At 72.5% G+C, this 19,858-nt stretch carries 20 protein-coding genes and 2 tRNA genes; 10 read left to right on the top strand and 12 right to left on the bottom strand.

Going from position 1 to position 19,858, the window contains the following annotated elements; all coding sequences use genetic code 11:
- Positions 1 to 171 precede the first annotated feature (171 nt).
- Positions 172 to 1,710: a N,N-dimethylformamidase beta subunit family domain-containing protein gene (locus ACZ4WV_RS11570; protein WP_465745254.1), complete on the top strand. Its 1,539-nt coding sequence runs from the start codon at positions 172 to 174 to the stop codon at positions 1,708 to 1,710.
- A gap of 90 nt (positions 1,711 to 1,800) precedes the next feature.
- A complete protein-coding gene (locus ACZ4WV_RS11575; protein ID WP_465745256.1) occupies positions 1,801 to 2,700 on the top strand; it encodes a phosphoribosylaminoimidazolesuccinocarboxamide synthase in 900 nt (299 codons plus the stop codon).
- 30 nt (positions 2,701 to 2,730) lie between these two features.
- Here ACZ4WV_RS11575 and ACZ4WV_RS11580 read toward each other — a convergent pair whose 3' ends face one another.
- The 4 genes from ACZ4WV_RS11580 to ACZ4WV_RS11595 all read right to left on the bottom strand — a co-directional run bounded on the left by ACZ4WV_RS11580 (position 2,731) and on the right by ACZ4WV_RS11595 (position 4,055).
- A complete protein-coding gene (locus ACZ4WV_RS11580; protein ID WP_465745258.1) occupies positions 2,731 to 3,237 on the bottom strand; it encodes a response regulator transcription factor in 507 nt (168 codons plus the stop codon).
- A gap of 170 nt (positions 3,238 to 3,407) precedes the next feature.
- Positions 3,408 to 3,483, bottom strand: a tRNA-Gly gene (locus ACZ4WV_RS11585).
- A gap of 40 nt (positions 3,484 to 3,523) precedes the next feature.
- Positions 3,524 to 3,596, bottom strand: a tRNA-Gly gene (locus ACZ4WV_RS11590).
- Between the two features lie 141 nt (positions 3,597 to 3,737).
- Complete coding sequence (locus ACZ4WV_RS11595; protein ID WP_030056585.1) at positions 3,738 to 4,055, bottom strand: histone-like nucleoid-structuring protein Lsr2; 318 nt, start codon at positions 4,053 to 4,055, stop codon at positions 3,738 to 3,740.
- 466 nt (positions 4,056 to 4,521) lie between these two features.
- On the opposite strand from ACZ4WV_RS11595, the gene purS reads away from it, so the two are divergent.
- The 4 genes from purS to ACZ4WV_RS11615 all read left to right on the top strand — a co-directional run bounded on the left by purS (position 4,522) and on the right by ACZ4WV_RS11615 (position 8,590).
- Positions 4,522 to 4,776, top strand: coding sequence for a phosphoribosylformylglycinamidine synthase subunit PurS (purS, locus tag ACZ4WV_RS11600; RefSeq protein WP_045692676.1), 255 nt, complete (start codon positions 4,522 to 4,524; stop codon positions 4,774 to 4,776).
- Positions 4,773 to 5,450 carry a phosphoribosylformylglycinamidine synthase subunit PurQ gene (gene purQ / locus ACZ4WV_RS11605; RefSeq protein ID WP_465745260.1) on the top strand — a complete coding sequence of 226 codons (678 nt, stop codon included), beginning with the start codon at positions 4,773 to 4,775 and terminating at the stop codon, positions 5,448 to 5,450. The genes purS and purQ overlap by 4 nt, the downstream gene beginning before the upstream one ends.
- Positions 5,450 to 7,705, top strand: coding sequence for a phosphoribosylformylglycinamidine synthase subunit PurL (gene purL, locus ACZ4WV_RS11610; protein ID WP_465745262.1), 2,256 nt, complete (start codon positions 5,450 to 5,452; stop codon positions 7,703 to 7,705). Before purQ ends, purL begins: the two co-directional genes overlap by 1 nt.
- A 66-nt stretch (positions 7,706 to 7,771) precedes the next feature.
- Positions 7,772 to 8,590, top strand: coding sequence for a maleylpyruvate isomerase family mycothiol-dependent enzyme (locus tag ACZ4WV_RS11615; RefSeq protein WP_465745264.1), 819 nt, complete (start codon positions 7,772 to 7,774; stop codon positions 8,588 to 8,590).
- Positions 8,591 to 8,611: 21 nt separating this feature from the next.
- Here ACZ4WV_RS11615 and ACZ4WV_RS11620 read toward each other — a convergent pair whose 3' ends face one another.
- A complete protein-coding gene (locus ACZ4WV_RS11620; protein ID WP_465745266.1) occupies positions 8,612 to 9,403 on the bottom strand; it encodes a DUF3152 domain-containing protein in 792 nt (263 codons plus the stop codon).
- Positions 9,404 to 9,532: 129 nt separating this feature from the next.
- Here ACZ4WV_RS11620 and ACZ4WV_RS11625 point away from each other — a divergent pair, with 129 nt between their 5' ends.
- Both ACZ4WV_RS11625 and ACZ4WV_RS11630 read left to right on the top strand, forming a co-directional pair.
- Positions 9,533 to 9,658, top strand: a complete 126-nt coding sequence (locus ACZ4WV_RS11625) for a hypothetical protein (RefSeq protein ID WP_465745268.1) — start codon at positions 9,533 to 9,535, stop codon at positions 9,656 to 9,658.
- A 40-nt stretch (positions 9,659 to 9,698) separates the two neighbouring features.
- Entirely contained in the window at positions 9,699 to 10,118 is a 420-nt protein-coding gene (locus ACZ4WV_RS11630; RefSeq protein ID WP_465745270.1) for a DUF3151 domain-containing protein, read from the top strand.
- A gap of 174 nt (positions 10,119 to 10,292) precedes the next feature.
- Here the strand turns inward: ACZ4WV_RS11630 and fbaA are convergent, their stop codons facing one another.
- Entirely contained in the window at positions 10,293 to 11,315 is a 1,023-nt protein-coding gene (gene fbaA / locus ACZ4WV_RS11635; protein ID WP_465745272.1) for a class II fructose-bisphosphate aldolase, read from the bottom strand.
- Positions 11,316 to 11,636: 321 nt separating this feature from the next.
- On the opposite strand from fbaA, the gene ACZ4WV_RS11640 reads away from it, so the two are divergent.
- Complete coding sequence (locus ACZ4WV_RS11640) at positions 11,637 to 12,371, top strand: DedA family protein (protein WP_465745274.1); 735 nt, start codon at positions 11,637 to 11,639, stop codon at positions 12,369 to 12,371.
- 127 nt (positions 12,372 to 12,498) lie between these two features.
- Here the strand turns inward: ACZ4WV_RS11640 and pyrE are convergent, their stop codons facing one another.
- The 6 genes from pyrE to ACZ4WV_RS11670 all read right to left on the bottom strand — a co-directional run bounded on the left by pyrE (position 12,499) and on the right by ACZ4WV_RS11670 (position 19,051).
- Complete coding sequence (pyrE, locus tag ACZ4WV_RS11645) at positions 12,499 to 13,035, bottom strand: orotate phosphoribosyltransferase (protein ID WP_465745276.1); 537 nt, start codon at positions 13,033 to 13,035, stop codon at positions 12,499 to 12,501.
- A gap of 48 nt (positions 13,036 to 13,083) precedes the next feature.
- Positions 13,084 to 14,127, bottom strand: coding sequence for an SRPBCC family protein (locus ACZ4WV_RS11650; RefSeq protein WP_465745278.1), 1,044 nt, complete (start codon positions 14,125 to 14,127; stop codon positions 13,084 to 13,086).
- Between the two features lie 171 nt (positions 14,128 to 14,298).
- Positions 14,299 to 15,849 (bottom strand): polyamine aminopropyltransferase, encoded by a 1,551-nt coding sequence (locus tag ACZ4WV_RS11655; RefSeq protein ID WP_465745280.1) that lies wholly within the window; start codon positions 15,847 to 15,849, stop codon positions 14,299 to 14,301.
- 235 nt (positions 15,850 to 16,084) lie between these two features.
- On the bottom strand, positions 16,085 to 16,612 hold the full coding sequence (locus tag ACZ4WV_RS11660; protein ID WP_465745282.1) for a DUF2617 family protein: 528 nt from the start codon (positions 16,610 to 16,612) through the stop codon (positions 16,085 to 16,087).
- Between the two features lie 490 nt (positions 16,613 to 17,102).
- Positions 17,103 to 18,263, bottom strand: a complete 1,161-nt coding sequence (locus ACZ4WV_RS11665; protein WP_465745284.1) for a pyridoxal phosphate-dependent aminotransferase — start codon at positions 18,261 to 18,263, stop codon at positions 17,103 to 17,105.
- Between the two features lie 230 nt (positions 18,264 to 18,493).
- Entirely contained in the window at positions 18,494 to 19,051 is a 558-nt protein-coding gene (locus ACZ4WV_RS11670) for a type III secretion system chaperone family protein (RefSeq protein ID WP_465745286.1), read from the bottom strand.
- A 345-nt stretch (positions 19,052 to 19,396) separates the two neighbouring features.
- Between ACZ4WV_RS11670 and ACZ4WV_RS11675 the strand changes: the two genes are divergently transcribed.
- Complete coding sequence (locus ACZ4WV_RS11675; protein ID WP_465745288.1) at positions 19,397 to 19,678, top strand: helix-turn-helix domain-containing protein; 282 nt, start codon at positions 19,397 to 19,399, stop codon at positions 19,676 to 19,678.
- The last annotated feature ends 180 nt before the right edge of the window (positions 19,679 to 19,858 follow it).

A 19,858-nucleotide genomic window follows, 5' to 3' on the forward strand; every position in this document is an offset into this window, starting at 1 on the left:
GGCCTCCGGCCGTCACCGCAGGCCGGAGGCCCTGCCCGGCGGACCGGCGAGATTGGCGCCACCAATTGCTACCGTGGGGTGACGCAGCGCCAGCACGGTGTGGTGTATTAGACCGCACGCACATCCGGGGGGCACGTGCCGACCGGACGGAAGTGCACCTGGGAGGGGCGCGTGGGGACCGAACTCAACCGCCGCTGGGAGTCGGGCACGCACGCCTACAGCGTCTCCGACCCCTTCGGCCAGGGCCCGCTGCCCTGGCTGCGCAGCCCCGACCAGTACCTGGCCGGGGCCGAGGGCGCCGTGCCCTGGTACGTCTCGGTGGACGCGCCCGGCCAGCAGCCGCTGACGGCGGGCGCCCGGCCCAAGCCGCCGGTCGGCACCCCGCAGAGCTCCAACGACGTGGACCAGCAGATCAAGGGCTTCGCCTCGGCCGGGGTGATCCGCCCCGGCGGCTCGGTGGACTTCCGGGTCACCGTCAACCCGCCCCGCGAGTTCACCGTGGACGTCTACCGGATCGGCCACTACGGCGGTGACGGCGCCCGCCACATGACGTCCAGTCCGCTGATCGCAGGGCTGGCCCAGCCCGCCCCCCTGGTGGTCGAGCGGACGGTCTCCTGCCACCACTGGTGGCACTCCTGGCGGCTGCAGGTCCCGACGCACTGGCAGCCCGGCGCGTACGTCGCCGTGCTGACCACCGCGGACATGCTGCACCGCAGTCACATCCCGTTCACCGTAAGGGACTTCGCGGATCGCGGGCACCGGGCCGAACTGCTCCTGGTGCTCCCGGACGTGACCTGGCAGGCGTACAACCTGTTCCCCGAGGACGGCCGCACCGGCGCCAGCCTCTACCACGCCTGGGACGGCCTGGGCGGGCTGGTCGGCGAGCCCGAGGCGGCCGTCACCGTCTCCTTCGACCGCCCCCACGCCACCGCCGGGCTGCCGCTGCACGTCGGCCACGCGTACGACTTCATCCGCTGGGCCGAGCGCTACGGCTACGACCTCTCCTACGCCACCGCCACCGACCTGCACGCCGGCCTGGTGGACCCGGCCGAGCACCGGGCGCTGGTCTTCCCCGGCCACGACGAGTACTGGTCCGAGCCGATGCGCCGGGCCGCCGAGCGGGCCCGGGACGGCGGCACCTCGCTGGTCTTCCTCTCCGCCAACACCATGTACTGGCGGGTGGAGCTGACCGCCGCCGCCTCCGGCGAGCCGCACCGGCTGCTCAACTGCCGCAAGCGCCAGAAGGTCCCGCCCGGCAGCCCGGCCGCCGGGGTGCCCGGGGCGGCCAGCGCGCTCTGGCGGGACGCCGGGGAGCCCGAGCAGCACCTGCTCGGGGTGCAGTACTCGGGCCGGGTCGCCGCGCCCGTCCCGCTGGTCGCCCGGCACACCGCGCACTGGCTCTGGGACGGCACCGGACTCCAGGAGGGCGACGAGCTGCCCGGCCTGGTCGCCGGCGAGGCCGACCGGTACTACCCCAAGGTCGCGCTGCCCGAGCACACCGAGCGGGTGCTGCTGGCGCACTCGCCGTACCGCGACATGTCCGGCCGGACCCGCTACCAGGAGACCTCGCTCTACCGGGCGCCCAGCGGCGCGTACGTCTTCGCGGCCGGGACCTTCGCCTGGTCCCCCGCCCTGGGCCGCCCCGGGCTGACCGACGAGCGGATCCAGCGGGCCACCGCCAACCTGCTGGACCGGCTCTGCAAGAACTGACGTTCGCCGGGCGTGAAAGACTGCGGGTGCAGTGACCTCCCCTTTCGCGGTGCCCCAGGCCCGTGAACGACCCCTGAGGACTGAGACACCTTGAGCGGATTTGTCACCAAGCCCGAGCCGGTCCAGGTACCCGGCCTGGTCCACCTGCACACCGGCAAGGTGCGCGACCTCTACCGCACGGAGGCGGGTGAGCTGGTGATGGTGGCCAGCGACCGGACGTCCGCCCACGACTGGGTGCTGCCGAACGAGATCCCGGACAAGGGGCGCATCCTCACCCAGCTCTCGCTGTGGTGGTTCGAGCGGATCGCCGACATCGTGCCCAACCACGTGATCTCCACCGAGGTCCCGGCCGGCGCCCCGGCCGACTGGAAGGGCCGCACGCTGGTCTGCCGGAGCCTGGAGATGATCCCGGTCGAGGCGGTCGCCCGCGGCTACCTTGCCGGCTCCGGCCTCACCGAGTACGAGGAGAGCCGGACGGTCTGCGGCATCGCCCTGCCCGAGGGCCTGGAGAACAGCTCCGAGCTGCCCGCCCCGATCTACACCCCGGCGCTCAAGGCCGAGGTCGGCGAGCACGACGAGAACGTCCCGTACGAGGAGACCGCCCGCCGGATCGGCGCCGAGCTGGCCGCCCAGCTGCGCCGCACCACCCTGGACGTCTACGCCCGGGCCCGGGACATCGCCCGCGAGCGCGGCATCATCCTGGCCGACACCAAGTTCGAGTTCGGCCTGCTGGACGGCGAGCTGGTGATCGGCGACGAGGTGCTCACCCCGGACTCCTCCCGCTACTGGCCGGCCGACGCGTACGAGCCCGGGCGCTCCCAGTCGTCCTTCGACAAGCAGCTGATCCGCGACTGGCTGGTCTCCCCGGCCTCCGGCTGGGACCGCTACAGCGAGCAGCCGCCGCCCGCGCTCCCGGCCGAGATCGTGGAGCGGACGCGCGCCAAGTACATCGAGGTGTACGAGCGGCTCACCGGCACCTCCTGGGCGTGACGCCGCCGCGGCGTCCGCGGGCGCGGCCGCTCAGCTCCAGCCGTGCTCGCGGGCGATCCGCACCGCCGCGTGCCGGTTCTCCGCGCCCAGCTTGCCGGCCGCCGAGGACAGGTAGTTGCGCACAGTGCCCTGGGACAGCGCGGCCCGTACGGCGATCTCCGCGATCGGGGTGCCGTCCGCGGCCAGACGGGAGAACCGCAGCCGCTCCTCTCGGAGGCGGTGAGGTCGCCGGGGAAGCCGCCCCTCCTGGAGCATGATGCCGATCCTCGGGCGGACGGCGGCCCGCTCGGCGAAGGGGTCGAGGCCGAGCACCCGGACGCCGCCGCCGGTGGGTGCGGCCAGGCCCTCGATGACCTCCATGGTGGAGGTCTTGCCGGCCCCGTTGGTGCCCAGCAGGGCGAACAGCTCACCGCGGCCGACGGTGAGGTCGACGCCGCGGACGGCGTGGTACCCGGCGGTGCCGGTCCCGTAGTGGCGGTGCAGGCCGGTGACCTCGATCACGCTGTCGCCGGGGCGGAAGGGCTGGCTCGTTTCCATGCCTCCAGCCTTCCGCCGCCCCCGTCGCGCGGGCAGTGCGCGCCGTCATGAGTGGGCGGTGCGGATCGACGGATCGGCGATGACAAATGTCATGGCGGGCGGTCCGCGGGAAGTGCGGGGGGAACCGCCGGAAATGCCGAAGGCCCCCTCGATCGAGGGGGCCTTCGCGCTGGAGCGGACGACGAGATTCGAACTCGCGACCCTCACCTTGGCAAGGTGATGCTCTACCAACTGAGCCACGTCCGCAGGACTGAACTATTGAGTTGTGCTGTGCTCGCGCACTGCGAGCGGACGACGAGATTCGAACTCGCGACCCTCACCTTGGCAAGGTGATGCTCTACCAACTGAGCCACGTCCGCGCGGTGCCTGGTGGGGCACCAGCCGCCTCTCCGGATCCCTCCGTTGCGGCGACGAGGAATACTCTACAGCATCGTTCGGGGTGGTCGCCCCACCCTTTCGAGCGGGCGGGCGGGGCGACCGGGGGCTGCGCCCCGGGAGGGTCAGTTCGCCTCGGCGAACGCCTCGTACACGTGCTTGGGGATCCGGCCCCGGGCCGGAAGCTCCATGCCGCGGGACAGGGCCCAGGCGCGCACGGCGGCCGGGTCCGGGGTGAGCGCGGTGCGCCGGAAGGACTTTCCGGTGCGGCTCTGGCGTCGGCCGGCCGCGACGAACGGGGCGAGGGCCTCCCGCAGCTTTTCCGCGTTGTCCACGGACAGGTCGATCTCGTACGACTTCCCGTCGACGCCGAAGTGGACGGTTTCCGCGGCGGCGCCGCCGTCCAGGTCGTCGGAGAGCGTGACGACTACACGCTGGGCCATGGGTGTCAATCCTCTCGGGCAATTCGGCTGCCGGTTCGCGGGTACGCCCGGTGGCCTGATGTGCACCAACTCGCGCAAGCGCGCACGGGCAGGCCGGTGGCCCACCGGATACGCAGCACTTGCCGCGACAGGTGGCCCTATTCTGCACCCGAAGGGGGTCGAAATCGAAGAGTTCGACATTCTTTTCCGGATATTCACGAGTCTTCGCGGGACTGCCGGATACCGATGAGCGGGACGGGAGGATCTGTCCCCAAGTGCCGTATTCGGGTGTTCTTCGGGCGGTGCCGTTCGGGGCCGCGAATCGGCGGAAACCGAACGGTGCCGGCGGTGGGTCGGGGGCCCGGATCCCTTGTGGCGTAAGGGTCCTGGGTCTACGCGCGTCACCCTCCCCGGCCAGCAATCCCGCCCGAAACGGCCGGTAGTCTGGAGTTCCCCCGCCTCACCGAAGACACCACCGGGAGTGCCAGTGGCACGCGTCGTAGTCGACGTCATGCTCAAGCCGGAGATCCTCGACCCCCAGGGACAGGCGGTGCAGCGTGCACTGCCCCGCCTCGGATTCACCGGGATCGCCGACGTCCGCCAGGGCAAGCGTTTCGAGCTGGAAGTGGAGGGCCCGGTCGACGACGCCGCGCTCGCCCGTATCCGCGAAGCCGCCGAGACCTTTCTCGCCAACACCGTGATCGAGGACTTCACCGTCCGGGTCGAGGAGGCGGCGAAGTGACCACCCGCGTGGGCGTCGTCACTTTCCCCGGGTCCCTCGACGACCGCGACGCCCAGCGCGCGGTCCGCCTGGCCGGCGCGGAGCCGGTCGCCCTCTGGCACCGTGACAAGGATCTCCACCAGGTCGACGCCGTCGTCCTGCCGGGCGGATTCAGTTACGGCGACTATCTGCGCTGCGGTGCGATCTCCCGCTTCTCCCCGGTGATGGACACCGTCATCGAGCAGGCGAAGCTCGGAATGCCGGTGCTCGGTATCTGCAACGGCTTCCAGGTGCTCTGCGAATCGCACCTGCTGCCCGGCGCGCTCACCCGGAACGACTCGCTGCACTTCATCTGCCGCGACCAGAAGCTGCGCATCGAGAACGCGGGTACGGCCTGGACCGCGGATTACGCGGCGGGCCAGGAAATCGTCGTCCCGCTGAAGAACGGCGAGGGCCGCTTCGTCGCCGACGAGCGCGTCCTGGACGAACTCGAGGCCGAGGGCCGGGTGGTCGCCCGTTACCTGGACGTCAACCCGAACGGTTCGTACCGCGACATCGCCGGCATCACCAACGCCGCCGGCAATGTCGTCGGCCTGATGCCGCACCCGGAGCACGCCGTGGAGCCGCTCACCGGTCCGAGCACCGAGGGCCTGGGCTTCTTCACTTCCGTCCTGAAGCAGCTGGTGAACGCCTGATGAGCCTCGACACCGTCAAGAACGCCGAGCAGACCCCGGACGCCGCCCAGCCCTGGGCCGAGCTCGGCCTCAAGGAGGACGAGTACGCGCGCATCCGGGAGATCCTCGGCCGCCGCCCGACCGGCGCCGAACTCGCGATGTACTCGGTGATGTGGTCGGAGCACTGTTCGTACAAGAGCAGCAAGGTCCACCTGAAGCAGTTCGGTGAGAAGAAGCCCGATTCGGACGCGATGCTCGTCGGCATCGGCGAGAACGCCGGCGTCGTCGACGTGGGCCAGGGCTACGCCGTCACCTTCAAGGTGGAGTCGCACAACCACCCGTCGTACATCGAGCCCTACCAGGGTGCCGCGACCGGCATCGGCGGTATCGTGCGCGACATCCTGGCGATGGGCGCCCGCCCGGTCGCGGTGATGGACCCGCTGCGCTTCGGTGCGGCCGACCACCCGGACACCCGGCGGGTGCTGCCCGGCATCGTCGCGGGCATCGGCGGCTACGGCAACTGCCTGGGCCTGCCGAACATCGGCGGCGAGGTCGTCTTCGACTCCTGCTACCAGGGCAACCCGCTGGTCAACGCGCTGTGCGTGGGCGTCATGAAGCACGAGGACATCCACCTCGCGCAGGCCTCCGGCGCCGGCAACAAGGTCATCCTGTACGGCGCCCGCACCGGTGGCGACGGCATCGGCGGCGTCTCGGTGCTGGCCTCCGAGACCTTCGACGACACGAAGCCGGCCAAGCGCCCGGCCGTCCAGGTCGGCGACCCCTTCCAGGAGAAGCTGCTCATCGAGTGCACCCTGGAGCTGTTCCGCGAGAAGCTCGTCAAGGGCATCCAGGACCTCGGCGGCGCCGGCCTGTCCTGCGCCACCAGCGAGCTGGCCTCGGCCGGCTCCGGCGGCATGCGGATCGACCTCGACACCGTGCACCTGCGCGACCACACGCTCTCGCCGGAGGAGATCCTCATGAGCGAGTCGCAGGAGCGCATGTGCGCGATCGTGGAGCCCGGCAAGGTCGACCGCTTCATGGAGATCTGCGAAAAGTGGGACGTCATCGCCAACGTCATCGGTGAGGTGACCGACGGCGAGCGCCTGGAGATCTTCTGGCACGGTGAGCTCGTGGTGGACGTCCCGCCGCGCACCGTCGCCCACGAGGGCCCGACCTACCAGCGCCCGTACGCCCGCCCGAGCTGGCAGGACGCGCTGCAGGCCGACGCCCCCACGGCCGAGCGGCTGGCCCGCCCGACCACCGGCGAGGGCCTCAAGGCCGACCTGCTGAAGGTCGCGAGCCACCCCAACCAGGCCTCCAAGTCCTGGATCACCGACCAGTACGACCGCTACGTGCTCGGCAACACCGTGCTCTCGGTCGGCGAGGACTCGGGCATGATCCGGATCGACGAGGAGACCAACCTCGGCGTCTCCGTCGCCACCGACGGCAACGGCCGCTACGCCAAGCTGGACCCGTACACCGGCGCCCAGCTGGCCCTGGCCGAGGCGTACCGCAACGTCGCGGCCGGCGGTGCCAAGCCGCTCGCCGTCTCCGACTGCCTCAACTTCGGCTCCCCCGAGGACCCGGACGTGATGTGGCAGTTCGCCGAGGCGACCCGCGGCCTGGCCGACGCCTGCCTGGTGCTCGGCACCCCCGTCACCGGCGGCAACGTCTCGCTGTACAACCAGACCGGCGAGGTCGCCATCCACCCGACCCCGGTGGTCGCGGTGCTCGGCGTCATCGACGACGTCACCCGCCGCACCCCGGTCGGCTTCGCCGAGGAGGGGCAGCTGCTCTACCTGCTCGGCGACACGGCGGACGAGCTCGGCGGCTCGGCCTGGTCCCAGGTCGTCCACGGCCACCTGGGCGGCCTGCCGCCCAAGGTGGACCTGGACCGCGAGCGGCTGCTCGGCGAGATCCTGATCTCCGCCTCGCGGGACGGCATGATCGACGCCGCGCACGACCTCTCCGACGGCGGGCTCGGCCAGGCGCTGGTGGAGAGCTGCCTCAAGGGCGGCCACGGCGCCCGGATCGTCGTGCCCGAGGGCATGGACCCGTTCGTCTTCCTGTTCTCGGAGTCGGCCGGCCGCGCCGTCGTGGCGGTGCCGCGCAGCGAGGAGCTCCGGTTCAACGACATGTGCACCGCGCGTGGCCTGCCGGCCGCCCGGATCGGTGTCGTGGACGGCGACAGCCTGGACGTCCAGGGGCAGTTCACCGTCTCGCTGGCGGAGCTGAAGGACGCCCACACCGGCGTCATCGAGGCCCTGCTGGCCTGACGCACGGCTCCCGAGAGGCGGGCGGTTCCTGGTGAACCGTCCGCCCCTCGGCGTATGTTGGGGCCCATGCCTGCCAAGTCCCGTACGTACCGGCCGCAGAAGGTCAGCGCAGCGCTGGCGGCGCAGGACGAGGCGCTGCGCGCCGTCGTGCACCGGCTGACGGAGTCGGACCTGGACCGGCCGACCCGGCTGGGCTCCTGGCGGGTACGGGAGTTGCTGGCGCACGTGAGCCTGGCGCTGGGCCGGTTGCCGGCCGCGGTGGCGGACGGCCGCGTACCGGACGGACCCGAGCTCTCGCTGCACGGCTACACGGAGCTGAGCAGGACGATGACCGGGGCCGTCGACACCGCGGTGGCCGAGCACGCGCACACCGCGTTCGCGGGCCCGCCCGAGCGGGTGGCCGCCGAGTTCGACCGCTCGCTCGACGCCGTGCGGGCCGTGCTCGACCGGCCGGAGGTGGTGGAGTCCGGGCGCCGGGTCTCGCTCCTGGGCGGTCGGTCGATGCAGCTGACCGACTTCCTGGTGACCCGGCTGGTGGAGGCCGTGGTGCACGCCGACGACCTGGCGGCCGCCCTCGGCCGGGACGCCTTCCCGCACGACCGCCAGGCCGTCGCCACCGTCACCCGGATGCTGGCCGACGCCTTCGCCGAGCAGGTGCCGGGCGGCGCCGTCGAGCTGCGGATCCCGCCGTACGCCGTGGTGCAGGCCGTCGAGGGGCCGAAGCACACCCGGGGCACTCCGCCGAACGTGGTCGAGACCGACCCGCTGACCTGGATCCGGCTGGCCACCGGCCGCGCGGACTGGACGGCGGAGGTCGGGGCGGCGGCGGTGTCCGCCTCCGGTGAGCGCAGCGACCTGGCGCCGTACCTGCCGGTCCTGCGGTAGGCCGGGGTCCCGGGGCTCCCGCTACGGGACGGCGGGGCCGCCCAGGTAGCTGCCGTCGGCGCTGTACGGCCAGGCGTTCGGCGCGCAGCCCTTCAGACCGTATATCTGCTGCATCATCGCGGGCGCCGGCTTGTTCGGGCCGGGGCAGGTCTCGTGGCCGTGGCCGATCCGGTGGCCGACCTCGTGGTTGACGATCAGCGCCCGGTACTCGTCCAGCGGGCCGCTGAACTGCGGTGAACCGGTGTTCCAGCGCTTGGAGTTGACGAGCACCTGGTTCCCGACGTTGCAGTTGACCTCGCCGTGGGTGTCCAGGCCGGAGGCGCCGCAGATCTTGTCGACGGTGGCCGGGGAGGCGATCTTCACGGTGAAGTCGTACGGGCCGCTCGCCACCAGCTGGAAGCCGTTCCTGCGGTCGTTGGTCCAGCCGCGCCGGTCGCCGAGGATGCCGTGGATCTGCGCGGCGGCGGCCGCCGCGTCGATGCCGATGCCGTCCTCGACCTCCACCCGGTAGCGGCGCACGGTGCCGCGGCCGACCGGCTTCGCGGTGGCGGGGGCGGTGGTGAAGGTGCCCGCGCCCCTGCTCGGACCCGGCTCCGGCTCGGTGGGCGTGGCCGTGGGCGTCGGGGTCGGCGTGGGCGCCGAGGTGGGGGTCGGCGTCGGTGCCGACGCCGGTGCCTGGCCGGGCGGCTGTTCGGCCGGCGAGGCGATCCGGGCCTGGGCGGCCGGCCCGGAGGCCGACGTGCCGGAGGGACGGCTCAGCAGGAAGGCGGCGGAGCCCAGCACCAGAAGCGAGGCGACCAGCGCCGTGAGCATGCCAGGACCTATTCGGCGACGTGCCCTGCGGCGTCGGCGGCTCCCGCCGGCTTTGCGGGGCGGGCTGGCTCGCCTGCGGACGGATGGGGCTGCGGGCACGGTCGACACCCTTGCATGGAGGACTGGTGAATGTCCATGTGCGAGGTGTGCCCCCCGGGCGGCCACCAGGCGTTCAGCGGCCGCCGCGCGCCGCCCGGCGGCACGGTCGGCAGGCAGGTGGTGACCGTCCGGCACCGAGCCGGGGCGATCCGGTGATCGCGGTTGACCCCTGGGCCCCGGGTGGCAGACTGCACGCATGGCGATTCACAGGAATCTTCTCGACGGCCCCGAACCGACCCTCCTGCCGGAGGACGAGCAGCCCTACCGGATGCTGGCGGAGGAGTCGGCCTCACCGACCCAGGTGGCCGCCGACTTCCCAGCCTTCTGCCTCGCCTGGGCCATGCTCGCCGACGACGCCTACGCGGCCGGTCGCTACGTCGAGTCGTACGCCTACGCGCGCACCGGCTACCACCGCGGTCTGGACGCGCTGCGCCGCAGCGGCTGGAAGGGCCACGGCCCGGTGCCGTGGGAGCACCGCGGCAACCGCGGCTTCCTGCGCTGCCTCGCGGCGCTCGCCCGGGCGGCCGGCGCGATCAAGGAGACCGAGGAGGAGGCGCGCTGCTGGCAGTTCCTGAAGGACAGCAGCACGGAGGCGTACGCGGAGCTCAAGCAGTAGTCCAAGCAGTGCAGTAGCCCAAGCGGTAGCTCAAGCAGTGCAGCAGCTCGAGCAGGAGGGACGGCCCGACCCGGGAGGTAGGGCCGGCCCGGGTCGAGCGGCAGGACCACACGACTGTGCCCCCGGCGGAGGACCGCCGGGGGCACACCCGTTGTCACGCTCGTCCCCGTGGGATCACTTCAGGCGCTTGCCGGCCGAGCGCAGCTGCTCGGCGGCCTCGACCACCCGGGCGGCCATGCCGGCCTCGGCCAGCTTGCCCCAGGTGCGGGGGTCGTAGGTGCTCTTCTTGCCGACCTCGCCGTCGACCTTCAGCACGCCGTCGTAGTTGGCGAACATGTGGCCGGCGACGGGGCGGGTGAAGGCGTACTGGGTGTCGGTGTCCAGGTTCATCTTGACCACGCCGTTCTCCAGCGCGGTGGCGATCTCCTCGGCGGTGGAGCCCGAGCCGCCGTGGAAGACGAAGTCGAACGGGTCGGTCTTGCCGAACTGCTTGCCGATCGCGTCCTGCAGCTCGCGCAGCAGCTCCGGCTTCAGCACGACGTTGCCCGGCTTGTACACGCCGTGCACGTTGCCGAAGGAGGCGGCCAGCAGGTAGCGGCCGTTCTCGCCCAGGCCGAGCGCCTCGGCGGTGCGCACGGCGTCGTTGACGCTGGTGTACAGCTCGTCGTTGATCTCGTGCGAGACGCCGTCCTCCTCACCGCCGGTCGGGGTGATCTCGACCTCAAGGATGATCTTGGCGGCGGCGGCCTGGGCCAGCAGCTCCTGGGCGATGGACAGGTTGTCGGCCAGGGTCTCGGCCGAGCCGTCCCACATGTGCGACTGGAACAGCGGGTTCTCGCCCTTGGCGACGCGCTCGGCGGAGACCGCCAGCAGCGGGCGGACGTAGCCGTCCAGCTTGTCCTTCGGGCAGTGGTCGGTGTGCAGCGCGACGGTGATGTCGTACTTGGCGGCGACGACGTGCGCGAACTCGGCGAGCGCGACCGCGCCGGTCACCATGTCCTTCTTGTGCTGGCCGCCCAGGAACTCCGCGCCACCGGTCGAGATCTGGATGATGCCGTCGCTCTCGGCCTCGGCGAAACCACGCAGCGCGGCGTGCAGGGTCTGCGACGAGGTGACGTTGATGGCCGGGTAGGCGAACTTGCCCGCCTTGGCCCGGTCCAGCATCTCGTTGTAGACCTCGGGAGTTGCGATGGGCATGCGATCCGCTCCTGTCGGGTTGCGGCGTACGGACGGTGCTGTCCGACGCTGTGTACGCCTTCGTGACGACTCCGTGCCGGCCCGCCGACGCGCGGCGCTGCGGTGTGGCTCTCCGGCACCAAGGTTCGAGGCGGCCTCCGCGGGACGACCATGAGGGTGGTGGGCCGCCGCGGACCGGACGCCGGTGCCATCTTCCCAGACTCGTGCCCGCAGGTCAGCAGGAGCCCGCCAGTCGGAACGTCCGGCCCGGGCCCTCGGCCGGAAGCCGCCGCAGGACTCGGCCGGAAGTCGTCGGCAAGGTACGCCCGCTATCCTGCGCCCGTGGACTACAACCAGCTGGCCGTCAACGTGCTCGACGCCAAATCCCTGATCTCGTCCCTCGGTGCCATCGGGCTCATCGCGATCATCTTCGCGGAGACCGGCCTGCTGGTCGGCTTCTTCTTCCCGGGCGATTCGCTGCTGATCCTCGCGGGCGTGGCCGCCTCGAACGCCGCCTCCTCGGTGCTCGGCGACGGCGCCAAGCTGCCGATCGCCGTCCTGCTCGTGGGCTGTCCGATCGCGGCGATCGCCGGTGCCCAGCTGGGGCACCTGATCGGGGCGAAGGTCGGGCCGCGGATGTTCGACAAGCCCGAGTCGAAGATCTTCCGCCGCGAGTACGTGGTGAAGGCGGAGGAGTACTTCAACAAGTTCGGCTCCGGCAAGGCCGTGGTGCTGGCCCGCTTCATGCCGATCATCCGGACGTTCCTGAACCCGGTGGCCGGCACCCTGGAGATGCCCGCCCGGACGTTCTTCGTCTGGAACGTCGTCGGCGGGGTGCTCTGGACCGAGTCCATGCTGCTGATCGGCTACTTCTTCGGTGACGCGCTGGCCCCGGTGATCGACAAGTACCTGATCCCGGCGGTGCTGCTGATCGTCCTGCTGTCGATCTCGCCGATCCTGTTCGAGGTCCTGCGGGAGCGCCGCAAGAAGAAGGCGGGCGTCACCGACACCGCCCCCGAGGCCGTGCAGACCGGCACCGGCACCGGCACCGGCAGCGGCCGGCACCGGCGCGGCTGAGGCCGACGGACTGGGCGCCACGGGTGCAACCGGTCGAACGGGTTCGACGCGAAGGGCCGGGCTGTTCCACGTGGAACAGCCCGGCCCTTCGCGTTGTCCGTGGGGGGTACCGCGGCTCCGGACCGGGTCAGAGGCCCAGGTCGTCCAGGTGGTACGCGGTCACGTACTCCAGACCCTGCTCCGCGATGGCGTCCGCGCCACCGCGCTCGACGATCACCGCGACACCGACGACCTCGGCGCCCGCCTCGCGCAGCGCCTCGACGGCGGTCAGCACCGAGCCGCCGGTGGTGGAGGTGTCCTCGACCGCCAGCACCCGGCGGCCCTTCACGTCCGGGCCCTCGATCCGGCGCTGCAGGCCGTGCGCCTTGCCGGCCTTGCGGACCACGAAGGCGTCCAGCTTCCGCCCGCGCGCGGCGGCGGCGTGCAGCATCGAAGTGGCCACCGGATCGGCGCCCAGGGTCAGACCGCCGACGGCGTCATACTCCAGGTGCGCGGTCGCGTCCAGCATCACCCGGCCGACCAGCGGGGCCGCCTCGCCGTCCAGCGTGATCCGGCGCAGGTCGACGTAGTAGTCGGCCTCCTTGCCGGAGGAAAGGGTGACCTTGCCGTGCACGACGGCCTTGTCCTTGATCTGTGCCAGCAGGGCGTCGCGGTCGTTGCTCATGAGCGTTCAGTCTAGGGCCTACCCGCCGCCCCCCCGCCGCCCCGTCGGCTAGCGGCGGCGCAACGCCCTGACCAGCACCACGGCACCGCCCAGCAGCGCCACCGAGCCACCGATCACCCACGGCACCGCGCTGCGGCCGCCGGCGCCCGGCACCACGATGCCGCCGACCTCGCCGCCCCAGCGGGACGCAGCCCGGGCCCGGGCACTGCGGGCGGGCATCGCCGGGGCGTAGCGGCCGCGCGGCGGGGCGTGGTCCACCTCCTCGGCCGAGCGGCCGACGATGCTGCGGCGGACGGGCCCGCCGAGATCCGGCTCGTCCTCGTAGGCGAACAGCGGCTCGACCGGCACCTCCTCGGCGACCTCGTCCTGGTGGCCGCCGTTCTCGGCGTCCGCGACGGACTGCCCGTCGTCCACGTCCTCGGCGGACTCGTCGACGTCGTCCTCGTCGGCGGCGGAGCCGATGGGCAGGCCGAAGCGCTCGGCGTCGGCGTCGGAGAAGGCGATCAGGTCGGAGAGGTCGTCGTCCAGGTCGTCGCCGGGCTGGTCCTGGCGGTCCTCGATGGAGACCACCTCGGCCTCGGGCCCGTCACCGGCCCCGGTGCCGTCACCGCCCTCCTCCTCGGCGTCCTCCTCGTCCGCCGGTCCGGCGTCCTGGGAGGTGAGCGCTGCGGCGAAGCGGTCCAACAGGCGGTGGCCGGTGGCGGCGAGGGTGTCGGCGTCGAACTCGGTCAGCCGGCCGGTGGCGCTCAGATCGCCGGTGAAGCGGATCGTCGCGGTGCCCTCCTCCGGGCCGTCCGCGACGCTGACCCGCACGGTGGCGGTCACCTCACCGCCGCCCCGGGCCTCCTGCCCCTCGGCGAGCACGGTGAGCACGCCCTCCCGGCCCTCGATCAGCGACAGGACGCCCTTGTAGGTGATGGTGGAGCCGCCGATCCGAAGCTTCAGCCGTCCGCCGATCTCCTCGGCCGGACGACTGCCGACCGCCGAAGGCTCGGTGTTCAGCCCCGGCACGCTCCGGGCCAGCTGCGCCGGATCCTGCAAGGCCTCCCGCACCAGCTCTGCGGACATCGGGACGACAACCTCATGCTCCATGTCACGGAGCCTACCGACCCGACCGCGCCCGGTCCCCACCTACCACCACCCGAGTTTCGCCGCGGTGCGGACGGGTGGCGGCGGTGCGGTGAGGGGTGCCCCTCCGCGTGCCGCTCCGCCCCTGGTGGGCGCGGGGGGTGCGTGCTTCGGTCCGTGGGCCGTCCGCCGCCCTCAGCGGGGCCCCAGCAGGCTCAGCGGTGCCGGGGGTCGTGCGGGGCGGCGGGCGGTCAGCCGGGCGGTGGAGGCGCGCAGGGATTCGGGGGTGAGGGCGCGCGGCGGCGGGGCGTCCGGGGCCAGGGTGACCGGGGGCTGGTCGGCGGCGGCGAGCAGGAAGTCCTGGGCGGTGTCCGGCGCGTCGGGGAGGCAGTCGGCGGTGGGGCCGCCCGGGACGTCGTACGGCGTGGTGCGCAGGCCTGCCGCGCGCAGGCCGGACTCGATCCGCCAGAGGCCTTCCTCGTCCCCGCCGGCCCGGACGGCGATCCGGCCGCCCGGGGCCAGCAGCCGGGCCGCGAGGCCGTAGAACTCCTGGGAGTGGTACTTGACCGGGCCGCCGTCCGAGGGGGCGGGCAGGTCGGCGAGCACCACGTCGTACTCCTCGCCGGGCGCGCCGCGCAGCCAGGCCATCGGATCGGCCGTCGTGGTGCGGACCCGGGGGTCGTCCAGGGAGTGGTCGGTGAGGGCGGCGAGCCCGGGGTCGGTGCCGGCGAGCCGGAACAGGGCCGGGTCGGTGTCGACCAGTCGGACGGAGCGGACGCCGCGGTGCCGCAGCACCTCCCGCAGGGCGAGGCCGTCGCCGCCGCCGAGCAGCAGGACCCTGGTGTCCGGCCCGGCGGCCATGGCGGGGTGGACGAGCGCCTCGCTGCCCCGGTACTCGTCGGGCCCGCAGACCGCGAGCCGTCCGTCGAGGTAGAGCCGCAGCGGGCCCTCGGCGGGGCCGGTGAGCACGATCTCCTGGTACCGGCTGCGGGTGGCGTAGCGGACCTGGTCGCCGTAGAGGGCGTGCCGGGCGGCGCGTTCGACGGTGTCGGAGCCGGCGGCGGCCATCGCGAGCAGGGCGAGGACGAGCGTGCAGCCGAGCCAGAGCAGCCGTCGTATCCGGGGGCGGGGTTCCTCGCGGAAGAGCCAGAGCACCACGGCGGCCCCGGCGACCGCGTTGACCGCCCCGGTGACCAGCGCGCCGTCACCGGGGCCGAGGCAGGGGAGGATGAGGAAGGGGAAGGCGAGGCCGCCGATCAGCGCGCCCACGTAGTCGGCGGCGAAGAGGTCGGCGGCGGCGCGTCCGGCGTCCTCGCGCCTGATCCGTTGGATGAGGGTCATCAGCAGCGGGATCTCGGCGCCGATCAGGATGCCGATCAGGCAGGTGAGGGCGACCATGGCGGCCTGGTAGCGGCCTATCCAGGCCCAGCAGGAGTACAGCGCGAGGACGGAGAGTCCACCGGTGAGCGCGAGGGCGCACTCGACCAGGGCGAAGGCGGTGGCGGGCCGGCGGGTGAGCCGTTTGGCGAGCAGTGAGCCGAGGCCCATCGCGAACACCATCACGGAGAGCACGACCGAGGCCTGGGTGACGGTGTCCCCGAGCAGGTAGTCGCCGAGCGCCACGAGTTCGAGCTCGTAGACGAGTCCGCAGGCGGCGCAGACGAACGCGGCCAGCAGGACGGTCAGCCGGGCGAGCCGGGGGCGGGAGCGCAGCCGGCAGCGACGGCGGGCGGGCAGGGGGGTCACGCTCCGCCCGGGCCGGGGTGGAGTGCCGTCGTCGAGGTCCACTCGCGGGCGTGCGGGCGGACCGGCCGGATGATTGATCACGAACAAACGCTAGGGGACGTACGGGACGGATAGCTGCGCCCATCCGGCGGACAGTAAGGGCTGCCGGATTGACGAATCGTTCCTGCGTGCGATTCATCGGTCATAGCCGGGTGATCTAAGAGCGGGTCGGCGCTCCCGCCCAGGCCTCGGGCGGTCACGGCCCCGACACCACCAGCGAGGAGCGGGTACAGACCAGCTGCCCCTCCTGGGGATAGGCATGCCAGGTGCGCCAGAGCAGCCGGTCCGTGCCGCCCTGGGTGACCAGCGCGGTGAAGGCGCTCGGGTCACCGGGAAAGACCCCGGCCAGGCCCCGTGGATGCCCCTCGACCAGGGCCAGCAGTTCCTGGGCGCGGGCCGCGAAGTCGTGCGGGGGCAGTGCCTCGATCCGGGCGGCGAACTCGTACTCCCAGCCGCCGACCTGCTTGGCGACCCGGGCCGGGAGCGGAGTGCGGCGGCCGGGCAGACAGGCGACGGTCTCCAGGCAGCTGCCGGGGCCCGCGTCGATCACCACCTGGTGGGAGGCGCCCAGCAGCCGCAGCTGGAGCTGGCCGGGGGTGCCGGGGCGGCTGCCTTCGAGTCTCAGGTCGCGGACCGCGAGCGCCGGCAGCGGTTCGCCGCCGAGGCACCAGGCCAGGTCACCGGCGCGGGTGTCCGTGTAGGAGGTCTGCAGTGTGGTGAGCATGCTCGGCTCCGCGTTTCAGCTCCGTGCGCGCCCGCCGAGCAGCAGCGACTAGGCCTAGGCGATGGCGAGGCTGTTCGTGGCTGTGCGGCCCTGGGCGCGGCCGACCGTGGAAGGAAGGATTCCGGCTGGAGATTCAGCAGCAGAGAAGCATGAATACGCCGGGCCCGTCGGTGATTTACCCAACTTTGTCAAGCATTCACCGTTTCGAGCACACCCGCCTCCCGGCTCTGATCGAGCCGGTGTGCGACTCTGCACAGCGCGCGCCCCTACAACCAGGCCACGCGCCGTGCGCGCCCAGCGCGCGCCGCCCGTGCGCTACACGCGCCGCCGCCCTCCACGCACTGGGCGTGGAGGGCGGACGGTCGTGCCGCAGAGGTCGGCGGAATTGCCTCCTGGGCAGCAAAATGGCCTGGGAACCAGGGAAATTGATGATGGATCAGAACGCGTGTCGGATCGGGCCCGCTCCCGTTCGAGGGGGGCGCGTGAGCCCTCAAAGGCGCTGCAGTCGCGCGACGGCCTCCTGGAGCACCTCGTCCTTTTTGCAGAAAGTGAACCGGACCAGGCTAAGGCCCGCCTCGGCGTCATCGTAGAAGACGGCGTTGGGGATCGCCACCACACCGCAGCGCTCCGGCAGGGCGCGGCAGAACTCGACGCCGTCCTTCTCGCCGAGCGGGGTGATGTCGGTGGTCACGAAGTAGGTGCCCTCGGGCGTGAAGGCCCGGAAACCGGCCGCGGTGAGGCCGCCGAGCAGCAGGTCGCGCTTGCGCAGCAGGTCGGCGCGCAGGGTGTCGAAGTAGTCGTCGGGCAGCCGCAGGGCCTCGGCGACGGCGTACTGGAACGGGCCGGCGCTGACGTAGGTGAGGTACTGCTTGGCGGTGCGCACGGCGGAGACCAGCTCCGGGCTCCCGGTGACCCAGCCGACCTTCCAGCCGGTGAAGGAGAAGGTCTTGCCGGCCGAGGAGATGGTGACGGTGCGCTCGCGCATGCCGGGCAGGGCGGCAAGCGGGCGGTGGACGGCGCCGAAGACCAGGTGCTCGTAGACCTCGTCGGTGACCACCAGCAGGTCGTGCTCCACGGCGAGGGCGGCGATGCCGGCCAGTTCCCCGGCGGTCAGCACGGTGCCGGTGGGGTTGTGCGGGGTGTTGATCAGCAGCAGCCGGGTGCGCGGGGTGATCAGGGCGCGCAGCTCGTCCAGGTCGGGCCGGAACGACGGCGCCCGGAGGGTGAGCGGGCGGCGGGTGGCGCCGGCCATCGCGATGCAGGCCGCGTAGGAGTCGTAGAAGGGTTCGAGGGCGATCACCTCGTCGCCGGGCTCCAGCAGGGCGAGCAGGGCGGCGGCGATGGCCTCGGTGGCACCGGCGGTGACCAGCACCTCGGTGTCCGGGTCGTAGCCGAGGCCGTGGAAGCGCTGTTGGTGCTCGGCGATGGCCTGCCGCAGTTCGGGGATGCCGGGGCCGGGCGGGTACTGGTTGCCGCGGCCCTCGCGCAGGGCCCGTACGGCCGCCTCGCGGACCTCCTCGGGCCCGTCGGTGTCGGGGAAGCCCTGGCCGAGGTTGATCGAGCCGGTGGCCGTGGCCAGGGCTGACATCTCGGCGAAGATCGTCGTGCCCATCCCGGCCAGTCGGCGGTTCAGCAGCGGCCTGGTTCCCATGCGAAGGCTCCTCACGCGTCGTCGTCGCGCCCATCCTGGGCCAGCCGGAGGCCGCCGACAAGAACGGCCCGGGGCGAGGGGGCCGGGGTCAGGACAACCGGGGTGAGGGCGGCGCGGGTGAGGGCCTGTGTGGTAGCCGTCCCGGCGCGGCGGCGTGGGACGGCGGGAACGAGGACGGCCCGCCGCCGCGACGTGGGCGCGGGGCGGGCCGGAGAGCGGTAGCGCGGGGATCAGGCCTCGTCGGGGCCCTCGCCCTCGCCCTCCTCGCCCTCGATCTCGTCCTGCAGGCCGAGGCGCTCGACGATCCACTGCTCGAAGCCCACCGCGGCCTGGGTCCAGTTGGCGGTGGTGGTGACGAAGTAGTCGAGGTTGACGCCGGTGCCGACGATCATCTGGGCCTCACCGATCAGCCGGACGACGCCGTCCTCGTGGGTGTGGGTGTAGACCTTGGGCCACAGGGTCTCGCGGTTCCACTCGTCGATCAGGTCGAGGATCTCGCCCTTCTTCTCCAGCGGGTACGCGCGGTCGTAGAAGGCCCGGACCGCGAAGAGCTCCTTCTGCTCGCCGCGGAACATGTAGTAGACGCGGAAGCCCTCCCAGGGGGCGGTGAGGTCGCCCTCCTCGTCCACGACGTGCTTGAGCTGCATCTGGTCGAGCAGCTGGGTGACCAGGCCCTGGTCCGGGACGATGATCGGCGGCGGGCCGGCCGGCCGGCCGCCCTGGCCACCGGGCTGGCCACCGCCCCCGGGGACGCCGAAGGACGGGATGGACGACGGGTCGATGCTCATGGGGGTCCTCTTCCTCAGTGCACGTGGTGGCCGGCAATGAGAGGCCGCCCTTTCCACCTCCCATCCTGCCTCATCCGGGCCTTCGCTCACAGGGGCACCCGGAGGCGCGTCGATCTTCGTTCCGGGCCTCGCGGGGCTGCGGTCACGCACGGTGCGCGGGGTCGGTGGCGAGCCCGCGGCCGGTCGGTGCGCCCGGCGCGCGCGTGAGCCACGTCACGCGCCCGGCGCCCGGGTTCGGCTGCCGTACGGGCCGGATGCGGTTAGCGTGCGACGGAGCTTGCCTTTTCGCAACGTCCCTGTCGCGTGGGCGAGTTGAGGAAGATTTGAGCTGAAGGGGGGAGTGGGATGGAGCATGCGGTGACCGGGGAGGGCGCCTCGCTGGGGACGCTGCTGCGGAGCATCCGGCTGGAACGGGGGATGACGCAGGAGCAACTGGGGGAGGCGTCGGGACTGAGTGTGCGGTCGATCCGCGACCTGGAGCGGGGGGTGTCCTGCCCGCGGGTCTCCACGCTGCGGCTGCTCAGCCAGACGTGGAACCTGCCGGCTTCCCAGGGGGCCGAGCTGCACCGGCTGGCCCGCAGCTGGCGGGACCGCTCGCGCCGGCAACGGCGGGGCGGGGCCGACTGACCGCGCCGACCGCACTGACCGCGCCGACCGCGCCGACCGCACTGACCGGCCAGGGTGAGCCGGCAGTACGGGCCGGGGGGGGGGGGGCCCCCCCCCCCCGGCGGGGGGGGGGGGGACGTGGGGGGGAGTGGTTTTCCTTCTCCCCCCGGTTGCTGGGGTGGAAGGTGGGGGGGGTGTCCT

The sequence above is a fragment of the Kitasatospora sp. NPDC029312 genome (assembly GCF_055569215.1).

What these genes read in the sequence shown, in the direction of transcription:
- fbaA (WP_465745272.1), bottom strand. Translation starts at nt 11,315, where the DNA reads ATGCCCATCGCAACTCCCGAGGTCTACAACGAGATGCTGGACCGGGCC.
- ACZ4WV_RS11665 (WP_465745284.1), bottom strand. Translation starts at nt 18,263, where the DNA reads ATGGGAACCAGGCCGCTGCTGAACCGCCGACTGGCCGGGATGGGCACG.
- ACZ4WV_RS11625 (WP_465745268.1), top strand. Translation starts at nt 9,533, where the DNA reads ATGTCCATGTGCGAGGTGTGCCCCCCGGGCGGCCACCAGGCGTTCAGC.
- ACZ4WV_RS11630 (WP_465745270.1), top strand. Translation starts at nt 9,699, where the DNA reads ATGGCGATTCACAGGAATCTTCTCGACGGCCCCGAACCGACCCTCCTG.
- pyrE (WP_465745276.1), bottom strand. Translation starts at nt 13,035, where the DNA reads ATGAGCAACGACCGCGACGCCCTGCTGGCACAGATCAAGGACAAGGCC.
- ACZ4WV_RS11580 (WP_465745258.1), bottom strand. Translation starts at nt 3,237, where the DNA reads ATGGAAACGAGCCAGCCCTTCCGCCCCGGCGACAGCGTGATCGAGGTC.
- ACZ4WV_RS11650 (WP_465745278.1), bottom strand. Translation starts at nt 14,127, where the DNA reads ATGGAGCATGAGGTTGTCGTCCCGATGTCCGCAGAGCTGGTGCGGGAG.
- ACZ4WV_RS11620 (WP_465745266.1), bottom strand. Translation starts at nt 9,403, where the DNA reads ATGCTCACGGCGCTGGTCGCCTCGCTTCTGGTGCTGGGCTCCGCCGCC.
- ACZ4WV_RS11670 (WP_465745286.1), bottom strand. Translation starts at nt 19,051, where the DNA reads ATGAGCATCGACCCGTCGTCCATCCCGTCCTTCGGCGTCCCCGGGGGC.
- purL (WP_465745262.1), top strand. Translation starts at nt 5,450, where the DNA reads ATGAGCCTCGACACCGTCAAGAACGCCGAGCAGACCCCGGACGCCGCC.
- ACZ4WV_RS11595 (WP_030056585.1), bottom strand. Translation starts at nt 4,055, where the DNA reads ATGGCCCAGCGTGTAGTCGTCACGCTCTCCGACGACCTGGACGGCGGC.
- ACZ4WV_RS11615 (WP_465745264.1), top strand. Translation starts at nt 7,772, where the DNA reads ATGCCTGCCAAGTCCCGTACGTACCGGCCGCAGAAGGTCAGCGCAGCG.
- ACZ4WV_RS11660 (WP_465745282.1), bottom strand. Translation starts at nt 16,612, where the DNA reads ATGCTCACCACACTGCAGACCTCCTACACGGACACCCGCGCCGGTGAC.
- ACZ4WV_RS11675 (WP_465745288.1), top strand. Translation starts at nt 19,397, where the DNA reads ATGGAGCATGCGGTGACCGGGGAGGGCGCCTCGCTGGGGACGCTGCTG.